The sequence below is a fragment of the Streptomyces sp. NPDC090499 genome (assembly GCF_044769305.1).
Lineage (GTDB): Bacteria > Actinomycetota > Actinomycetes > Streptomycetales > Streptomycetaceae > Streptomyces.
The window spans coordinates 255,416-272,865 of the sequence record NZ_JBIVXP010000009.1 but is presented as its reverse complement, the minus strand read 5'-3'; the positions used below and the strand labels follow the sequence as shown (position 1 = coordinate 272,865).

Annotated in this window: 17 protein-coding genes; 3 read left to right on the top strand and 14 right to left on the bottom strand. The window is 73.6% G+C overall.

Annotated features, from left to right (window positions below):
- Positions 1-29 precede the first annotated feature (29 nt).
- The 8 genes from ACIQVL_RS30865 to mftA form a co-directional block, all read right to left on the bottom strand.
- The gene (locus ACIQVL_RS30865; RefSeq protein WP_403476960.1) at positions 30-560 is read right to left on the bottom strand and encodes a flavin reductase family protein; all 531 of its coding nucleotides are present in this window, start codon (positions 558-560) and stop codon (positions 30-32) included.
- A 32-nt stretch (positions 561-592) separates the two neighbouring features.
- Positions 593-1,774 (bottom strand): hydroxylase, encoded by a 1,182-nt coding sequence (locus ACIQVL_RS30860; RefSeq protein WP_403476959.1) that lies wholly within the window; start codon positions 1,772-1,774, stop codon positions 593-595.
- A 125-nt stretch (positions 1,775-1,899) separates the two neighbouring features.
- Positions 1,900-3,285 (bottom strand): mycofactocin biosynthesis glycosyltransferase MftF, encoded by a 1,386-nt coding sequence (mftF, locus tag ACIQVL_RS30855; protein ID WP_403476958.1) that lies wholly within the window; start codon positions 3,283-3,285, stop codon positions 1,900-1,902.
- A 31-nt stretch (positions 3,286-3,316) separates the two neighbouring features.
- Positions 3,317-4,048, bottom strand: coding sequence for a mycofactocin biosynthesis peptidyl-dipeptidase MftE (mftE, locus tag ACIQVL_RS30850; RefSeq protein ID WP_403476957.1), 732 nt, complete (start codon positions 4,046-4,048; stop codon positions 3,317-3,319).
- Between the two features lies 1 nt (position 4,049).
- Complete coding sequence (mftD, locus tag ACIQVL_RS30845) at positions 4,050-5,279, bottom strand: pre-mycofactocin synthase MftD (protein ID WP_403438875.1); 1,230 nt, start codon at positions 5,277-5,279, stop codon at positions 4,050-4,052.
- A complete protein-coding gene (gene mftC / locus ACIQVL_RS30840; RefSeq protein WP_403476956.1) occupies positions 5,272-6,483 on the bottom strand; it encodes a mycofactocin radical SAM maturase in 1,212 nt (403 codons plus the stop codon). The genes mftD and mftC overlap by 8 nt, the downstream gene beginning before the upstream one ends.
- A complete protein-coding gene (gene mftB / locus ACIQVL_RS30835) occupies positions 6,480-6,773 on the bottom strand; it encodes a mycofactocin biosynthesis chaperone MftB (RefSeq protein ID WP_403476955.1) in 294 nt (97 codons plus the stop codon). The genes mftC and mftB overlap by 4 nt, the downstream gene beginning before the upstream one ends.
- 10 nt (positions 6,774-6,783) lie before the next feature.
- Positions 6,784-6,921 carry a mycofactocin precursor MftA gene (gene mftA / locus ACIQVL_RS30830; RefSeq protein WP_403438881.1) on the bottom strand — a complete coding sequence of 46 codons (138 nt, stop codon included), beginning with the start codon at positions 6,919-6,921 and terminating at the stop codon, positions 6,784-6,786.
- A gap of 109 nt (positions 6,922-7,030) precedes the next feature.
- Here mftA and mftG point away from each other — a divergent pair, with 109 nt between their 5' ends.
- Entirely contained in the window at positions 7,031-8,629 is a 1,599-nt protein-coding gene (gene mftG / locus ACIQVL_RS30825) for a mycofactocin system GMC family oxidoreductase MftG (RefSeq protein ID WP_403476954.1), read from the top strand.
- A gap of 47 nt (positions 8,630-8,676) precedes the next feature.
- Here the strand turns inward: mftG and mftR are convergent, their stop codons facing one another.
- From mftR to ACIQVL_RS30805, 4 genes are all read right to left on the bottom strand, one after another.
- Complete coding sequence (gene mftR / locus ACIQVL_RS30820; protein ID WP_403476953.1) at positions 8,677-9,306, bottom strand: mycofactocin system transcriptional regulator; 630 nt, start codon at positions 9,304-9,306, stop codon at positions 8,677-8,679.
- 229 nt (positions 9,307-9,535) lie between these two features.
- Complete coding sequence (locus ACIQVL_RS30815; RefSeq protein ID WP_403476952.1) at positions 9,536-10,363, bottom strand: SDR family oxidoreductase; 828 nt, start codon at positions 10,361-10,363, stop codon at positions 9,536-9,538.
- A 138-nt stretch (positions 10,364-10,501) separates the two neighbouring features.
- On the bottom strand, positions 10,502-10,972 hold the full coding sequence (locus ACIQVL_RS30810; protein ID WP_403476951.1) for a VOC family protein: 471 nt from the start codon (positions 10,970-10,972) through the stop codon (positions 10,502-10,504).
- A 151-nt stretch (positions 10,973-11,123) separates the two neighbouring features.
- On the bottom strand, positions 11,124-11,849 hold the full coding sequence (locus ACIQVL_RS30805; protein WP_403476950.1) for a response regulator transcription factor: 726 nt from the start codon (positions 11,847-11,849) through the stop codon (positions 11,124-11,126).
- 81 nt (positions 11,850-11,930) lie between these two features.
- On the opposite strand from ACIQVL_RS30805, the gene ACIQVL_RS30800 reads away from it, so the two are divergent.
- Together ACIQVL_RS30800 and ACIQVL_RS30795 are read left to right on the top strand one after the other, a co-directional pair.
- Positions 11,931-13,082, top strand: coding sequence for a histidine kinase (locus ACIQVL_RS30800; protein ID WP_403476949.1), 1,152 nt, complete (start codon positions 11,931-11,933; stop codon positions 13,080-13,082).
- Complete coding sequence (locus ACIQVL_RS30795) at positions 13,070-13,723, top strand: response regulator (RefSeq protein WP_403476948.1); 654 nt, start codon at positions 13,070-13,072, stop codon at positions 13,721-13,723. The genes ACIQVL_RS30800 and ACIQVL_RS30795 overlap by 13 nt, the downstream gene beginning before the upstream one ends.
- 81 nt (positions 13,724-13,804) lie before the next feature.
- Here the strand turns inward: ACIQVL_RS30795 and ACIQVL_RS30790 are convergent, their stop codons facing one another.
- Complete coding sequence (locus tag ACIQVL_RS30790) at positions 13,805-16,072, bottom strand: MMPL family transporter (RefSeq protein ID WP_403476947.1); 2,268 nt, start codon at positions 16,070-16,072, stop codon at positions 13,805-13,807.
- 375 nt (positions 16,073-16,447) lie between these two features.
- Positions 16,448-16,876, bottom strand: coding sequence for a hypothetical protein (locus ACIQVL_RS30785; protein WP_403438899.1), 429 nt, complete (start codon positions 16,874-16,876; stop codon positions 16,448-16,450).
- Between the last annotated feature and the right edge of the window lie 574 nt (positions 16,877-17,450).

The window sequence follows — 17,450 nt, the reverse complement described above, 5'->3', positions numbered from 1 at the left end:
GTCCGCCGGCCGGCTGCTCCGACCGGTGCCTACCGACCGATCTCGTCCCAGCCGACGAGCCTGTCCAGCAGCAGCGCCGCGCTGGAGAGGTAGTCGCCGTATCCGCCGCGGAAGAACAGCAGCGGGGTCTTCAACGACTCGACGCACAGGTCGTGGACCCGGCCCACGACCAGCAGGTGGTCGCCGATCTCGACGACCTGTGCCACCGCGCAGTCCACCCAGGCGACGACCCCGTCCAGGACGGGACTGCCCAGCGGCGAGGGCTCCCAGGCCATGTCGGTGAACCGCTCGCCCGCCGGGCCGGCCGCCATCCGCCGGGAGAGCCGTTCCTGGTCGCCCGCGAGCGCGTTGGCGCAGAAGCGGCCCGCGGCCCTGATCGTCCCCAGGGTGGTGGAGGACCGGTCGGCCAGGAAGGACACCAGGGGCGGCTCGAGGGAGACCGAGGTGAAGGTGCCGACGATCATCCCGTGCGGGCGTTCCGCGGCGTCCGTGGTGGTGATCGCGACCACGCTGGTCGGGAAGTTGCCGAGCACGTCACGGAACCGGCGGCCCTCGACCACATCCACCTCCCGGGGACGGACCGCGCCGTCCCTCATATCAGGACCCGCATCGCCTCGGGCAGTTCGAGCCCCATCTGCGCCAGGGCGTTGGCGTGGTACGCCGTGCCGGGCACGTGGATCATGTGCTGGAGTCCGACGTGGGCGTCCCGCCAGTACCGCTGGATCGGGTTGCCGCGCCGGATCGCGTTGCCGCCGGACCGCGCGAAGATCTCGTCCAGGGCGGAGACGGCCCGCCAGGCACAACGCACCTGGTTGCGCCGCACGTTCGCCCGGTCCTCGATGGTGATCGGCCGGCCCGCCTCGGCCTTGTCGTACAACCGGCTGATGCCGTCGATGAGCTGGACCCTTGAGGCGGCGATCTCGGCGGCGGCCTCCCCGGCCGCGTAGAGCACGTACGGGTCGTCGCGGACCTGGACGCCGGTCACCGCGACCCGGTCCTTCTGCTGGCCGAGGTGGACGGCGAGCGCACCCTCGCAGACGCCGATGACGGCCGCGGTGATCCCGAGCGGGAACATCGAGGCGAACGGCAGCCGGTAGAGCGTGTCGGTGAGCCCGATCGCCTCGGCGGCGGCCCCGTCCTGCACGGCTTCCTGCCGCACGGTGCGGTACTCCGGGATGAACGCCTTGTCGACGACGACGTCCTTGCTGCCGGTGCCGGAGAGGCCGACGACGTCCCAGGTGCCGTCGATGATCTCGTAGTCCGAGCGGGGCAGCACCACGTGCATCACGGTGATCGGCCCCGCGGGCCTGCCCTTGCCGTCGCCGAGGAGCGCCCCGAGGAAGTCCCAGCGGCAGTGGTCGCTGCCGGAGGAGAACGGCCAGCGGCCGCTGAGGACATAGCCGCCCTCGACCGGTTCGGCGATGCCGTTGGGCATGTACGGGGAGGCGATCCAGGTGTCCGGGTCGGCGTCCCACACCTCGTGGGCGAGCCGCGGGTCCATCTGGGCCAGCTCCCACGGGTGGACCCCGACGACACCGCACACCCAGCCGGCGGCTCCGTCGTGCCGCGCGACCGCCATCACCGCCTCCGCGAAGTCCCGCGGATGCGCGCCGAAACCGCCGTACTCCTTGGGCTGCAGCAGCCGTATGACCCCGGCGGAACGCAGCAGTTCGACGGTACGGTCGCTCAGCTTGCCGAGTGACTCGTTCTCGTCGGCGAGTGCGGCCAGTTCCGGACCCGACTCCTCGACACGGCCGACCACTTCGTGCGTCACTCCGCCCACCTCCTGGTGACTGGTCCATCGCCCGCGCGGCGTGGCGCCGGCGGCGGGATGACCCAGTGTCGGGGCAGGGGGCGGGCGGCGGCCGGGCGCTTTCCGCTGACCGGGACTGGGCCGTCTCAGCGGGTGACGCGGGGCCGCAGCGCGGCGCCGGAGCGGGCCCGGAGGGCGGCGGACCAGACGCCGGAGCCGTAGGCGAGGTCGTCGAGGCGGCGGGCGATGCCGTAGCGGAGCGGGTCGAGAGTGGCCTGATCCCGACGGTATTCGAGGGCGATGTCGGCCAGCGCGGCGACCGCGGTGGCCCGGCGCACCCGGCCGGAGAGCACGCAGCCGACGGCTGTCACCGGCCACCAGTGGCGGGTCAGCAGCGCACCGGTCTGCGCGAGGGTGGCGAGGGCCCCGTTGCCGGTGAGCCGCACGGCCAGCCGGTAGGGGTGCTCGGTGCCGTCGAGCTTGCGGGCGATGCGCACGGTGACGATCCCGAGGACGGCCGCGGCGGCCGGTGCCGACCAGCGCCGCCCGGCGAGCAGCGCGGCGGCGAACGCGGTGCTCCACGGGGCGAACACGACGGGGGCGACGGACTCGGGGTGCCGTTCGGCGAGGGGCTGCGCCCCGGTGCCGTAGAAGGCCTTGCGCCGCAGCCAGTCCCCCAGCCGCGCCCGGTGTTCGTGGGCGGCCCGGACGGCGGGTTCGTACCGCACCCGGCGGCCCTCGGCCACCAGCCGCCAGCACAGGTCGACGTCCTCGCCGACCCGCATGCCGGCGTCGAAGCCCTCGCCCAGCGCGTCGGTGCGGGCCACCACGCAGGCGGAGGAGGCCCAGGCGACGGGCGTGCCGGGCCGTACCGGGGCCGGATGCCCGCCGAGGTCGAGCGAGGACCGTGAGTTCTCGTACCGTTCGATCCAGGTCGTGGCCGGGGCGGGCAGGCCGGTGATGCGGGGGACGGCCATCGCGACGCGGGGGTCGGCGAAGTGCCGGAGCAGGGTCGGGACCGTGTCGGGGTCGAGCACGGTGTCGGAGTCGGCGAAGACCACGTACGGGGTGGTGACCAGGCGCAGTCCGGCGTTGCGCGCCCCGGCGGGGCCGACGTTGACGGCCAGCGCGACCAGTCGGGCGCCGTGCCGGGCCGCGATGGCGGCCACGGCGGACGGTTGCCGGGACGCGTCGTCGACCACGATCACCGGGCGGCCGGGGCCGATGCTCCGCAGCAGGCGGTCCAGTTGGCGCGGGCGGTCGCGGACCGGCACGACCACCGTGTACCGGGGGTCCGCCGGCGCCGGCAGCGAGCCGACGACGGGATGCGCCATGCCGGTCTCCAGCAACCGGTCCGCCAGCAGCGCCCCTGCCGCGTCCCGTACGGCCAGCACCCGTCCGGTGAACAGCCGCCGTGCCTTCGGGGTCAGCTTGAGCAGCCGGGTCGGGAATCCGCCGAGCAGCGCCCGGCCGCCGTCGACCACCCGCGTGTGCCGGTCGAACTCGACGACGAAGCCGAGGGGAAGGGTCATCGGCGGGCACCTTTCGCAGCGGTGGACGACGTCAGCGGTCGGTGAGCCGGCCCCGGTCGTCGGGGGCCCACGCGGTGACGCGGCGGACCGTGGTGGAGACCAGCGCGGTCAGCGCGCGCCGCCCCTCGTCGGCCGTGGCGCCGGCCGGGTCGCCGAGGACGCCGGAGGCGGAGACCGCGCGGACGCCTCGGGCCATCAGTTCCGGGAGGAGGACGGGCAGGGGGCGGGTGTCGCCCGCGACGGCGGCGTCGAGGTGGACGCGTCCGGGTTCCAGGTGCAGCAGCAGGGAGGTCTCCGTGCGGCCGGCGTGCGCGTCGCCGCCGGGCACCTCGCAGGCGGTCCAGGCGGCGTCGTGGCCCTCGGAGCGCAGCAGGGCGAGGGCCCCGTCGAGCGTGGCCGTGTTGCCGCCGTGGCCGTTGACGAACACGATCCGGCCCGCCCACAGAGCGAGCGAGCGGGTCAGTTCCACGACGACCGCGCGCAGCGCCTCGTGCCCGATCGAGACGGTCCCGGGGAAGCCGGCGTGCTCGCCGCTCGCGCCGTAGGCCACGGCCGGTGCCACCAGCGGCGGACCGTACGGTCCGGTCGCGAGGGCATCGGCAGTCCGCCGGGCGACGGCACGGGCGACGACGGTGTCGGTGTCCAGCGGCAGGTGCGGGCCGTGCTGCTCGGTGGACCCGACCGGGACCAGGACGAGCCCCCCGGAGGGCACGGCCGGCCAGACGGCGTCGGTCAGGGCGGGCGGCGCCGGGTCCTTGGACATGTCAGGCGGCCGTGGACCCGGCGTCGGCTGTCGCGCGGGCCGACGGCGTGTGCGCGGTGCCGCCCAGCGTCAGCCGGAAGCCGGGCGGTATCGCCAGGTCGTCGGGGGTCAGTTCGTGTACGGAGGCGTGGCCGAGGCCGAGGACGGCCGAGTCCAGTCCGCCGCGCATGATGTCCAGCACGTTCTCGACACCGGCCTGCCCGTTCGCGGCGAGGCCCCACAGGTAGGCGCGGCCGATCAGGACGGCGCGGGCGCCGAGGGCGAGTGCCTTGGCCACGTCGCCGCCGCGCCGGATCCCCCCGTCCAGCAGCACCTCGACCTGGTCGCCGACGGCTTCCGCGACGGCGGGGAGCAGCCGGATGGTGGCGGGGGTGGTGTCGAGGTTGTTGCCGCCGTGGTTGGACACGGACAGCGCCGAGACGCCCGCGTCGACCGCCCGCCTGGCGTCGTCCACGCGGGAGACGCCCTTGAGGAGGAAGGGGCCGCCCCACTCCTGACGCAGCCAGGCGACGTCCTCCCAGGTGGGCGGCGGGGTCCGCATCCACTCGCCGTAGGCGCCGAAGAAGGTGGGTGCCTCGCCGCCGGGGGCGGTCAGGTTGGGGACGGTGAGGTCGGGGACGCGGCCCGACCTGGCGTAGCGCCACAGCCAGCCGGGCCGGGGCAGGACGTCGGGGGCGAACCGCAGCACGGTCCTGAGGTCGAGCCTGTCCGGGATGGCGGGGCTGCCCCAGTCCCGGCCGTGGGAGAACGACCAGTCGAGGGTGACGATGAGCGCCTTGGCACCGGCCGCCCTGGCCCGGTCCATGCGCTGCACCATGGTGTCGCGGGAGCCGCTCCAGTACAGCTGGAAGAAGAAGTCGGGCTGGGCGGCGGCCACTTCCTCCACGGGCCTGCTCGCGAACGAGCTGAGCCCCATGATCACGCCCCGGTTCGCGGCGGCGCGGGCGACGGCCACCTCCCCGTCCGGGTCGACGGCCTGCACCCCGGTCGGCGAGATGAGCACGGGCAGTGCGGTGGGCACGCCGAGGACCGTCGTGGACAGGTCGCGCTCCGCGTGGTGGCCCACGACGCGCGGCGCGAAGCCCAGTTCGGCGAAGGCCTCCGTGTTGGCGTCGATCGTGCGGCCTCGCTCCGAGCCCGCGACGAGCGCGCCGTAGACGGAGCCGGGCAGCCGCCGTTTCGCCCGGCGCCGGGCCTCGGCGACCGTCTCGAACCAGGGGTTCCTAGGCATGTGTCCCGCCCTTTCCGGTGGGTGTCGGGTCCAGCCCGGCCAGGGGGCTCTCGGCGCACTCGCTCACCGGAGGGCGGCGGGTGAGCACCAGGTCCACGGGGCCCCGCGAGTGGTCGCCGGACGGTTTGGGCAGCCGGGCCGGGTCACGCCGGGCGAGCCGCTCCGCGCCGTACCCCTGTACGCACTCGGGGTCCGGTCCGTCCAGGGGCAGGCCGGTGAAGAACTTGGCCGCCATGCAGCCGCCCTTGCAGGTGTCGTAGAACGCGCAGGAGGCGCAGGCGCCGCCGTGCTGCGGGGTCCGCAGCCGCCGGAACAGCTCCGAGTCGCGCCACACCCCCGAAAACCCGCCGGGCCCGCGGACGTTGCCGGCCAGGAACTCGTCGTGGATGGCGAACGGGCAGGCGTAGACGTCGCCGACCGGGTCGATCAGGCAGACGACGCGGCCGGCGCCGCACAGGTTGAGGCCCGGCAGCGCCTGGCCGTAGGCGGAGAGGTGGAAGAAGGAGTCGCCGGTCAGCACGTGCTCGCCGTGGGCCAGCAGCCAGTCGTACAGCTCGCGTTGCAGTGCGGCGGTCGGGTGCAGGTCGTCCCAGACGTCGGCGCCGCGTCCGGAGGGGCGCAGCCGGGTCAGGCGCAGTTGGGCGCCGTAACGGTCGGCGAGCGCCTTGAAGGCGTCCAGCTGCGGGATGTTGTGCCGGGTGCAGACCACGGAGATCTTGAAGTTCTTCATGCCGGCGGCGGCGAGGCGTTCCAGGGCCCGGACGGCCGTGGCGTACGAACCGGGGCCGCGGACCGCGTCGTTGACGTCGGCGGTCGCGCCGTCGAGGGAGACCTGGACGTCCACGTAGTCGTTGCGGGCGAGGCGCCCGGCGGCCTCGGGGGTGATCCTGACCCCGTTGGTGGAGAACTTCACGCCCACGTGGTGGGCGGTGGCGTAGTCCAGGAGCTCCCAGAAGTCGGGGCGGACCGTGGGCTCGCCGCCGCCGATGTTGACGTAGAAGACCTGCATGGCCTCCAGTTCGTCGATCACGGCCCTGGCCTCGGCGGTGCTCAGCTCGCGCGGGTCACGGCGGCCGGAGCTGGACAGGCAGTGGGTGCAGGCGAGGTTGCAGGCGTAGGTGAGTTCCCAGGTCAGGCAGATCGGTGCGGCGAGCCCGTGCTCGAACAGGTCGACCAGCCGGGACGGGGCGGGCGTGGTGGTCATGAGGTCCTCCCGACGAGCATCGAGGACTGCGCGAGTACGGCCAGGGCCCGGCCGTAGCGGGGCAGTTCGGCCTCGGTGAGACCCGCGGCCAGGCAGGCGGCACGGGCGGTGGGCGCGTCCGCGAGCGCCTGGACGACGGCCAGCAGCCGCCGGTCCTTGAGGAACGACAGCTTGCGGGTGCCGAAGTGGTACAGCAGTGCGCCGAAGGGTTCCGGCCGCACCGAGACCTGCGGATGCGGGTCCCAGGCGCGGTCGAGGTCCATGGCGTGGTCGAGGTCCACGGCGGTCATGCGGCGGCGCCTAGTAGACGCCGCACATGCCGTCGATGGAGACCTCCTCGATCAGTTCGTCGGCTTCGATCAGCGAGCCTTCGGCCGGGGTCCTCCCGTCCTGGATCTCGCTGTCCGGGACGGGCTGCGTGACTGGTGATTCGTTCATGCGACTCTCCCTGGGCATCGCTCCCATCGGACATCCGGAGAATAATGACACCGGGTGCCGAAAGTGAAGACGCCGGAGGCACAGAGCTTCGAAGAGGACTCGGACGACCATGACCCCACGGATACTTGACGCTCCGTCACCCCTGGACGCGGGGCGGACGCCGGTGCCACGGCCGGACGTCATAGTGGTCGGGGCCGGCGGCAGCGGCGCCGCGCTCGCGGCGCGGCTCAGCGAGGATCCCGGCCGCAGGGTGCTGCTGCTGGAGGCCGGACCGGTGCCGTCCCGTCCGGCCGCGTTCGCACCGGAGTTGCTGGACGCCCGGCTCGTGCCCGGCGCCCAGCCCGGACACCCCGCCGTCCAGCCGTACGCCGTTCACCTCACTCCCCGACGCCCGTACACGGTCGTGCGGGGACGCGTCCTCGGCGGCTCGACGACCGTCAACGGCGGCTACTTCGTCCGGGCCCGGCGGGAGGACTTCGACCGCTGGTCGGCCGCGGCCGGGCCGGTGTGGTCCTACGACCGGATGCTGCCGTTCCTCCGTGCGCTGGAGACCGACCTCGACATGGGCGGCAGTGCGCTGCACGGCGACCGGGGGCCGGTGCGCGTCCGGCGTACCGGGCTCGGCCATCCCGCCACCGCGGCGTTCCGGGCGGCAGCCCGGCGGCTGGGCCTCCCGGCCGAGCCGGACAAGAACGCCCAGGGCGCGCCGGGCTTCGGCCCGGTCCCGTGCAACGTCGTGGACGGGGTTCGCCTCAACACGGCCATCGGCTACCTGTCGGCGGCGTCCGGACGCCCCAACCTCCGTGTGGAGGGGGACAGTACGGTCCTCAGGGTCGTCGTCGAACGCGGTCGTGCGACCGGCGTGGTGGTCGAGCGGGAGGGGCACCGCGGCACGGTGTACGGCGGTGAAGTGGTGCTCTGCGCCGGGGCGTTGCGCTCCCCGCACCTGCTGCACCTGTCGGGTATCGGACCGCGCCGCCTGCTGGAGCCGCTGGGCGTTCCCGTCGTCAGGGACGCCCCGGCCGTCGGGGCGCGGTTCGGCGACCATCCGCAGGTGGTGCTGGAGTGGGCACCGCGGCGGCCGTTGCCGGCGCCCGTCGGCTCCTGGCTCGGCGGCGCGCTGCACCTCTCCTCGTCGGACGGGGCGCACCCGGGCGACCTGGAGATCCTGCAGTCCCTCGTCCCGGCGGCCGGTCTGACCGGCGGCCGGGCGACCGTGCCCGGCGCCCCGCTCGCGTTCCTCGCCTCCGTCCAGACCCCGCGGCTGACGGGCCGGATGCGCACCCGTTCCGCCGACCCCGCGACGCCCCCGGACTTCGACTACGGCTACCTGTCGACGGCGGCGGACCGGCGGCGGATGCGTGAAGTGGTCCGTGCCACGGCCGAGTTGGTCGCCACGACCGACTTCGCGGAGGTCTCCGCGGGGCTCGCGGCGCCGAGGGCCGGGGTGCTGGGCGACGACCGCCTGCTCGACGAGTGGATCCTCGGGCACCTGGGCACGTCCCACCACACCTGCGGCACGGTTCCGATGGGCCCCGCCGGGGATCCCCGGGCCGCCGTCGACGGCTTCGGCGCGGTGCACGGTGTCGCCGGCCTGCGCGTCGCGGACACGTCCATCCTGCCGACGCCGCCGCTCAGGGGCCCGGCGGCCACCGCCGTCCTCGTCGGCGAGGTCGTCGCGGACGCACTGCGGCGCGGCCTGACCTGACCTGACCAGGGTCCTGCGGGGCTGCGGGGCCGTGCGGCGGGCGGCGGCTATCCGTGCAGGTCCCGGTACCCGTCCGCGAGTTGCCGCACGGCCAGGTCCAGCAGTTCGCCCAGGTCGGCGTCCTCGTCGGCCAGCCACTGCTCGTACGCGGTGACGCACGCGGCCAGGGTGGTGCTGCCGACCAGTCGGGGCAGCAGGTCGGACGCGGGGCGGCCCAGTCGCCGGGCGGCGAACCCGGTGACGAGGGCCCGCCACGACGCGTACCGCACGGCCGAGTCCGCCTGGAGCGTCGGCACGCGCAGGATGAGGGTCATGCGCTGCCGGTGCCAGGGCACCATCTCCGGGTCGAACCGGTTGAACTCGACGACCGCCTCGCGCAGCGCGTCCATCATCGGCGTCTTGGCGTCGGCCGCCGTGAGCAGGGCGTCGAGCCTGGTCAGCTGTTCCTCGAAGTCGCCCCACACGAGGTCGTTCTTGGAGGCGAAGTAACGGAAGAAGGTGCGCCGCCCGATGCCCGCGGCGGCGGCGATGCCGTCGACCGTGGTGTTGTCGAAGCCACGCTCGGCGAACAGTTCGAAGCCCAGCCGTTCGAGCGCGGCCCGTGAGGTGGCGCGCGGCCGGCCCGACGGCCGGGCGGGTCCCGTACAGACCGCCGTGTCGCCCCGTGGCGGCTTCATCCGCGCTCCCCTCCCTCGGCCCCGACCCCGGCCACCTGCCACCTGCCGACGGCGGGCGGCCGTGCGGGCCCGTGCCGTCAGCCGACATCCTCGCACCGCTCGTGAGGCGCGGTCCGCCGGGTCCGCACATCGGCCGGGCGGGCGACGGCAGGGCGGGCGACGGCCCGTGCCCCGGCCCGACTCCGGCGTCGCGCGGGAAGGGGACTCCCGAACCGGGCCCGGGACTGCGTCAGCGGTCGCGGACGGCCGCGTAGACACCGCCGTCGACGAGGATGTCGACGCCGTTCAGGAAGCTCGCCCGGTCCGACAGCATGAAGGCGACGACGTCCGCGACCTCTTCCGAGCTGCCGGTGCGGCCGAGCGGCGTCGCGTCGACGAGATTCTGCATGGACGACTGCTTGGCCGCCTCCTGCCTGCCCTGCGGGGTGTCGATGATGCCCGGGGCGAGCGAGCACACGCGGGCGCCGACGGGGCCGAGCCGTACGGCCTCCTTGCGGGCGAACCGGGCGACACCGTGCTTGGCCCACGGGTAGGCCAGGGTGGACTGTTCGAGGTCCGGTCCGACGGCCTCGCGGATCCGGTCGAGGAAGTCCTCGCGCAGCGGCTCGTCCAGGATCGCGCCGATGGCCGGATCCGGACTGTCGACGCGGGCGAGCAGGGGGGACATCGAGGAGAAGTAGACGTGCGCGGTGCCGTCGGTGGCGAGCGGGCGGAGCGCCTCGGCGAGCAGGGCCGTGCCGATGAGGTCGACCTCGAAGATGCGGCGCCAGTCGGCCATGGTGGGCGAGATGCCGGCCGCGTGGGCGACGGCGCGCAGCATGCCGAGTTCGGCGACCCGTGCGGCGAGCCGGGCCAGGCCCTCGCGGTCGGTGACGTCGAGGCCGAACGACTCGGCCCGGGTGCGCCCCGCCGGGTCGTCGAGGCTCTTCGCGACGGTCTCCGCGCTGTCCGCGTCCCGGTCGACGAGCAGCAGCACGTCCACCGTGCCGGCGAGCCGCCGCGCACAGGCCTCTCCCATGCCGCGTCCGGCTCCGGTGACTATTCCTACGGTCGTCATGTCCCGCTCCTTGGTGGCGTCGACGAGAAGGGTGAAAGGGAAAGGTGAAAGGGGTGACAGGGGTGATGTCGGTGCCGTGGTGTCGGCACCGTGACGGATGTGCTCGGCAGGGCCGACCCGGCCCCCGCGGGCGTGCGACTACCGGGCCCAGGCCCGTTCCATCGCCGGCTGGGCGGTCCTGCTGACCAGCTCGACCCGGAAGCCCGTCTCGCCGGCGCTGCGCAGGAAGGCGAAGAACAGGGCGCCGTCGGGGCCCTTGCGGGTCGCCTCGGTCACGTAGCCGTGCCGTTCGAGTGCGGCGACGTCGGCCGCGACGTCGTCGGACCAGTAGCCGAGGTGGTGGACGCCGGAGCCGTCCGTCGGCTGCCAGAAGGTCCCGGGCACCTTCCGGACGATCTCCAGCCGGGTCCCGGCGCCGTTCGACCGGGCGTAGGCGCACCGGAAGTCGACGGCCGTCTCGCCGTCGGCCAGCCGGACGTCGACGGGCCCGCCCATGTCCTCGGACCAGTCGAACCCGAAGTGCTCCGAGAGCTGCTTCTTCGTGGCGTCGAAGTCCTCGGCGACGATGCCGATGTGGAACTGGTCCGCGGGCCTGAGGCTGCCGGTCATGGTGTCTCCTGGTGCATCGGGATCTGGCTCCGTACCCGCATGCAAACGGGACGGTCCGACACCTCCCGGACGACTTCCCGACAATTACCGGACGTGACGGCCGTCACCCGCATCGGGGTCGATACTCGGAGCCGGTGCTCCGGCCCGCGGCTCAGTCGCGCGGGCGTCCCAGCCAGTAGCCGAAGCCGCGCCGGGTGTGGATCAGTGCGGGCTCGCCCCGGTCGACCTTGTGCCGGAGGCGGGAGACGAGCTTCTCGATGGCGTCGGTCGCCCGGAACTCGCCCCAGACGTACCTGCCGATCTGCTCCTTGGACAGCACGCGTCCGGCGTTGGCGAGCAGGTGGCGCAGCAGCCGGTACTCGGCGGGGCTCAGATCCAGCGGCCTGCTGCCGCGCCGGGCCTCGCAGGCGGTGTCGTCGAGGACGAGGTCGCCGTAGCCGAGCTCCCCCGGGCGGCCCTCCCGCTCGGCGCCGCGCAGCAGGAGCTGGGCCCGGGCCAGGACCTCGGTGGTGCGGACGGGTTTGGTGACGTAGTCCTCCCGGCCGCGGCCCAGCACGGGCAGGAGGGTGTACAGGTACTCGCAGGTGATCAGGTAGAGCAGCGGCGGGCGGTCCTCGGGCCCGACGCGGCGGCCCCGGGCGACCTCTTTCAGGTCCGGCAGCGTGGCGTCCCAGACGACCAGGTCGAAACGGCGGCGCGTGATCCGTTCGACGCCCTCGGCGCCGGTGCCCGCCACACCCGCGACGCGGTAGCCGGCCAGTTCCAGCGTGGTCGTCAGCAGATCGGTCTCGGTGGAGTCATGGCCGACGATCAGGACGTCCCGTCCGCCGCTGCGCGACGGTGGCGGCGACGGCCGCTCCTCCAGGTTCGCTCGCACGGCAGGTCCCTCTCATGGTGACGCGGACACACACCCTATCAGAAACTTGCGTGAGTCAAGCAAAACATCTAGTTTCGTCCCATGTGGAAAACGGTGCGGCGTGCCGCGTGGGCCACGGCCCATCTCTTCCTGGCCGCCGCGATGGCCTTCGGCATGTGGATCTTCGTCACCGTCCTGCTGATCACCGCGATCGGCACGCTGACGGTCGTCGGCGTCTGGCTGCTGCCCGAGACGGTGCTGCTGATCCGGCGGATCGCGGGGGCCAAGCGGAGCCTGACCGCCGCCTGGACCGGGGTGAGGATCCCGGAGGTGTACCGGCCGCTGACCGGGACGGTGCGCGAGCGGGTGGTGAAGGCCGTACGGGATCCCGGCACCCGGACCGACGCGCGCTGGATGGTCGCGTACTGGTTCTACGGCGCGCTGCTCGCCCTCGCCGTGCCGCTGTGGCCGGTGGGGCTGGTCGTCGACGGGGTGTGGTGCGGGCTGCTGCGCCGCGAGGCGGTCGTGCTGCCGCTGATCGTGCGGCTCGCGGACCTGGAGGCCGACTGGTCGACCGCGCTGCTCAAGCCGTCCCCGCAGGCACAGCTGACGGCGCGGGTCGAGGAACTGGCCGCGACCCGAGCCGATGCCATCGCCGCGCACGAGGCGGAGCTGCGCCGGATCGAGCGGGACCTGCACGACGGGGCGCAGGCGCAGCTGGTGGCGCTGTCCATGCGCATCGGGCTCGCCCGGCGCGCCTACGGCGGTGATCCGGAGACCGGCCGGCGGCTCCTCGACGAGGCCCAGGAGCAGGCCGAGAAGGCGCTCACGGAGCTGCGGCAGGTCGTGCGCGGCATTCATCCGCCGATCCTGAGCGACCGCGGTCTGGCCGGCGCCGTGCGGGCGCTGGCGGCGGGCAGCGGCCTCGACGTTGCGGTGGACGACGGCGGCCTGGACCAGGGGGTGCGGGCGCCCGCGGCGGTGGAGGCGGCCGCCTACTTCGCGGTGGCCGAGTCGCTGACCAACGTCGCCAAGTACAGCGGGGTGTCCCGTGCCGAGGTGCGGCTCGTCCGAGTCCGCCGCGGGCTCAGGGTGCGGGTCCGCGACGAGGGGTGCGGCGGCGCCGACGAGACCGGCGGCTCGGGGCTGCTCGGTATGCGGCGGCGGGTCGCCGCGCTCGACGGAACCATGGAAGTGTCCAGCCCGGTCGGAGGACCGACCGTGATCGAAGTGGAGTTGCCGTGCGTGTGGTGATCGCCGAGGACAACGCCCTCCTGCGGGAGGGCCTGGTCCTGCTGCTGACCTCGGCCGGGCACGAGGTGGTGGCCGTCGCCGGGAGCGGGCCCGAGATCATGCCTGCGCTCCTGGAGCACCGCCCGGACGTGGCCGTGCTCGACGTGCGGATGCCCCCGGGCTTCCGCGACGAGGGGCTGCGGGCGGCGCTGGAGGCCAGGGAGCGGATCCCCGGGCTGCCGGTGCTGGTGCTCTCGCAGTACGTCGAGGAGTCGTACGCCAGTGAGCTGCTGGGCGGCGGGACCAGCGGCATCGGGTATCTGCTCAAGGACCGGATCGGCCGGGTCGACGAGTTCCTCGACGCGCTGGAGCGGGTGGCCGCCGGCGGCACCGCGCTGGACCCCGAGGTCGTCACCGAGCTCCTCACCCGCCGTAAGGACTCGCCGATCGACTCGCTCACACCGCGTGAGCGCGAGGTGCTGGGGCTGATGGCCGAGGGCCATGACAACGCGACCATCGCCGGGACGCTCGTCGTCACCGAGCGCGCGGTGCACAAGCACATCGGCAACGTCTTCCTCAAGCTCAACCTGCCGCCGAGCGACAGCGGCCACCGGCGGGTGCTGGCCGTCCTCGCCTACCTGGCCCACACGCCGCAGGCCTGAGCGGGACTCGACAGCGGAACGCGACAGCAGAACGCGACAGCAGGAGGGGCCGCCCAGGACGGGGCGGCCCCTTCCGCGTTCTCAGCGGGCCGCGGCGGGCTCCGCCTCGCTCGGTTCGGCCGGGACGCCCGAAGCGGACTCGGCGGCCGGGGTGGCCGGGGCGGGCTCGGCGGCCGGGGCCGGCACCTTGCGGCTGAGCCTCTCGCCCTCGACGTCGATGTCCGGCAGCACCCGGGCCAGCCACTTCGGCAGGTACCAGGCCTTGTGGCCGAGCAGGGCGAGGATGGCCGGCACGATGGCCATCCGGACGACGAAGGCGTCGAAGAGGACGGCGATGGCGAGCCCGAAACCGATCATCTTGATCATCGACTCACCGGCGCCGATGAACCCGGAGAACACCGCCGTCATGATCAGCGCGGCGGCCACCACCACCCGGGCACTGTGCCGGAAGCCGGAGACGACGGCCTGCTTGGGTGCCTCGCCGTGGACGTACGCCTCCCGCATCCGGGAGACCAGGAACACCTCGTAGTCCATGGCCAGTCCGAAGACGATGCCCACCAGGAAGATCGGCATCATGCTCATGATCGGGCCGGTGGACTCCACGCCCAGCAGCGAGGCGCCGTGACCCTGCTGGAAGACCGCGACGACGGCGCCGAGGGCCGCGAGGACGGAGAGCAGGAAGCCGAAGGCGGCCTTGAGCGGCACCAGCAGCGAACGGAAGACCAGCAGCAGGAGCACGACCGCCAGGCCGACCACCACCGCGAGGTACGGGACCAGCGAGTCCTGCACCTTCTGCGCGACGTCGATGTCCAGCGCGGTCTTGCCGGTCACCTCGTAGGACACCCCCGCGTCCCGTTCGATGCCGGAGCGTTCCCCGCGAATGGTCCTGACCAGGTCCTTGGTCTTCTCGTCGGTCGGGCTGGTGGCCGGGGTGGCGGCGAAGACCGCGGTGTCCCCCGCCTTGTTGAAGCGGGCCGGCGACACGGAGACGACGCCCTCGGTGGCTCCGATGTCCTTCGCGACCGCCGCCACCGCCGACGTGGCGTCGTCGGCCCCCTTCGCGTCGACGACGATGGTCAGGGGCCCGTTGAAGCCGGGACCGAACCCGTCGGCGAGCGCGTCGTAGGCGCGCCGCTCGGTGGTGGAGGTGGGCTTGGCCTCGTCGCCGGGCATGCCGAGCTGAAGGTCGAGGACGGGGGTGGCGACCGCACCGAGGCCGACCACGCCGAGCAGCAGCACGGGCAGGGGCAGCCGTACGACGGCCTTGGCCCAGCGCGAGCCGCCGTTCTCGGTCTTCAGCTGCTTCCTGCGGTGGCGCCGGGAGTTGCGGCGGGCGCCGCGCGCGAGCACCGCGTTCGGCCAGAAGCCGAGGATCGCCGGGACCAGGGTCAGGCAGATCAGCACCGAGACGAGCACCGCGCCGGCGGCGGCCAGGCCCATCTTGGTGAGCATCGGGATGCCGACCACCGAGAGCCCGGCCAGCGCGATGACGACGGTGAGGCCGGCGAACACGACCGCGGAGCCCGCCGTGCCGACCGCCAGGCCGACCGCTTCCCGGGGTGCGTGGCCCTTGGCGCGCTCCTCGCGGTAGCGGGAGACGACGAACAGGGCGTAGTCGATGCCGCAGGCCAGGCCGAGCATGGTGGCGAGGGTGCCGGTGTTCTCCGACAGGCCGAAGGTCCCGGACAGGGCCATGATGCCGGTCATGCTGGCGGCGACGCCGATGATCGCGGCGATCAGGGGGAGACCGGCGGCGGCCAGCGAGCCGAACGTGACCAGCAGGACGAGGGCGGCGACCGCGATGCCGATCGCCTCGGCGCTGCCGCCCGCCGCGGGCTGCGTCGCGAGCGCGTCGCCGCCGACCTCGACGGTCAGACCCGCGTCCCTGGCCTGGTCGACGGCCCGTTCCAGGTGCTGCTTGCTCGCGTCGGAGAGGTCGTCGGCCTTCGCCGTGAAGGAGACGGTCGCATACGCGGTCCTGCCGTCCTTGCTGACCGCCTTCGCCTGGAAGGGATCCACGGCGCCGGCCACCTGGGAGCCGGCGGCGGCCTCGTCGACGAGCTTCTCGACGGCCTTCTTGTGGGCGGTCGCGGTGACCTTCTCGCCGCTCGGGGCGATGAACACGATCCTGGCGCTCGCCCCGTCGGCCGCAGTCCCCGGGAAGCGCTGTTCCAGCAGGTCGAACGCCTTCTGGGACTCGATCCCGGGCATCGTGAAGCCCTCGTCGGCGGCTGTGGGCGCCTTGGCGGCGGCGAATCCCACGGCGCCCAGGACGGCGACCCACAGGACGGTGACGAACCATCGCCGGCGGAAGGCCGCACGGCCCAGGTGATAAAGGACAGTTGCCATGACGGAGGAGCCTCCACGACGGGAATTCGGAACATTCGACACGGGCGAAGGGAGCGGGTACCGGCACCGGCACCGGCCCGACCTGGTCGGACCGGGGTGCCTAGGGCACGTCCGGCGCTCCGTGTCCCACCCTTTCGCGGGGCGCCGCGGGCGACGAGGGAGCTCCCTCCCGGACCTGTGGTGTAGCCCGCTCCACCATGTCGGCGGGACCCGCACGGCAAGGGCCCGGATCCAGGGGTCGGATCCGGGCCCGAGAGGGGTGGGGGAAGACCGGGGTCCGCCCCGGGGCGACCAGGGCGTGGCCCACCGGCCGGTGAGGGGCGTGGCGTACCAGCCGGTGACGGTCGTGGCCTGCCGGCCGATGACGGTCGTGGCCTACCAGCCGGTGGCCGAGGTTCCGGTCGAGTCGTCCTGGGCCCGGTCGCCGCCGGACCTGCGGCGGCCCGACACCAGACCGCCCGCCGCGCCCAGGGCCACCAGGCCCATCCCGGCGGCGGTGGCGATGCCCTTCGCACCGTCCACGGTGAAGTACGCGACCGCGGCCACACCGCCGTTGAACAGGAACAGGAACCACAGCACCGGCCGGGTCGAAAGGAACGCCTTGATCCTCGGCTTCTTCGCGATGCGGCTGCCGGTCAGCAGCGAGACGGCGATACCGGCGAGGGTCGCCGCGTTCTTCGCGGTGCCGTCGAGAACCGCACCCGCGCCGCCCATGGCGGCGGCCAGGCCCGCCACGAAGCAGGACCAGAGCAGCAGATCGGCGAAGAACGACTTGACGGTGGCGAGCGGCGACTTGGCGGCCATCGGGCATTCCTTAGGACGAGGGGCGAGGGGCTGGACCGCCCCGGGGATCTCTGCCGACCACGATCCCGTCGCCCCGGCCCGGCCACGAGGGAGCGCGCTCCCGGACCCGTGGTGTAGCCCGCTACACCGGCCGCGGCCCTCGGCGTCGGCCGGTGCCTGCGTCCACGGGATGCCCGCGGCAGCGCGGGTTCGTGCCGTACGACGACAGTCCGGGCAGCGGCACCGGGCCGAACCAGAGGGCTCCCCTCCCAGGTCTCCGGCCCGGTCGGTCCGCGCTGCACCAGGTCCACCAGTACCGCAGACGGTGACGCGCGCGGGAACGTCCGCTGGTCCGCGTCCGGGCCTGCCGGGCCTGCCGGGACACCGAGGACGCCCGGGACAACGCCCGGCAAGGTGAACTCCCGCTGGAATGTCAAGTGTTGACATGCCCTCAACGCGTGACTGATGATCACAGCTAAGTCACGGAGCCCCCTCAGAAACTCCGCACAGCTGACGCCTCAGCGTGCGCAGCTGCACCACGCGTATCCCCCGTCGGTCCTCCCCCACCCGCCGATATCTACGCATCCCCCTCCCT

Bases quoted from the DNA above. Each gene is read 5' to 3' on its own strand.
- mftF (WP_403476958.1), bottom strand. From the start codon at position 3,285: ATGACCCTTCCCCTCGGCTTCGTCGTCGAGTTCGACCGGCACACGCGG.
- mftE (WP_403476957.1), bottom strand. From the start codon at position 4,048: ATGTCCAAGGACCCGGCGCCGCCCGCCCTGACCGACGCCGTCTGGCCG.
- mftD (WP_403438875.1), bottom strand. From the start codon at position 5,279: ATGCCTAGGAACCCCTGGTTCGAGACGGTCGCCGAGGCCCGGCGCCGG.
- mftC (WP_403476956.1), bottom strand. From the start codon at position 6,483: ATGACCACCACGCCCGCCCCGTCCCGGCTGGTCGACCTGTTCGAGCAC.
- mftB (WP_403476955.1), bottom strand. From the start codon at position 6,773: ATGACCGCCGTGGACCTCGACCACGCCATGGACCTCGACCGCGCCTGG.
- mftA (WP_403438881.1), bottom strand. From the start codon at position 6,921: ATGAACGAATCACCAGTCACGCAGCCCGTCCCGGACAGCGAGATCCAG.
- mftG (WP_403476954.1), top strand. From the start codon at position 7,031: ATGACCCCACGGATACTTGACGCTCCGTCACCCCTGGACGCGGGGCGG.
- mftR (WP_403476953.1), bottom strand. From the start codon at position 9,306: ATGAAGCCGCCACGGGGCGACACGGCGGTCTGTACGGGACCCGCCCGG.
- ACIQVL_RS30815 (WP_403476952.1), bottom strand. From the start codon at position 10,363: ATGACGACCGTAGGAATAGTCACCGGAGCCGGACGCGGCATGGGAGAG.
- ACIQVL_RS30810 (WP_403476951.1), bottom strand. From the start codon at position 10,972: ATGACCGGCAGCCTCAGGCCCGCGGACCAGTTCCACATCGGCATCGTC.
- ACIQVL_RS30800 (WP_403476949.1), top strand. From the start codon at position 11,931: ATGTGGAAAACGGTGCGGCGTGCCGCGTGGGCCACGGCCCATCTCTTC.
- ACIQVL_RS30790 (WP_403476947.1), bottom strand. From the start codon at position 16,072: ATGGCAACTGTCCTTTATCACCTGGGCCGTGCGGCCTTCCGCCGGCGA.
- ACIQVL_RS30785 (WP_403438899.1), bottom strand. From the start codon at position 16,876: ATGGCCGCCAAGTCGCCGCTCGCCACCGTCAAGTCGTTCTTCGCCGAT.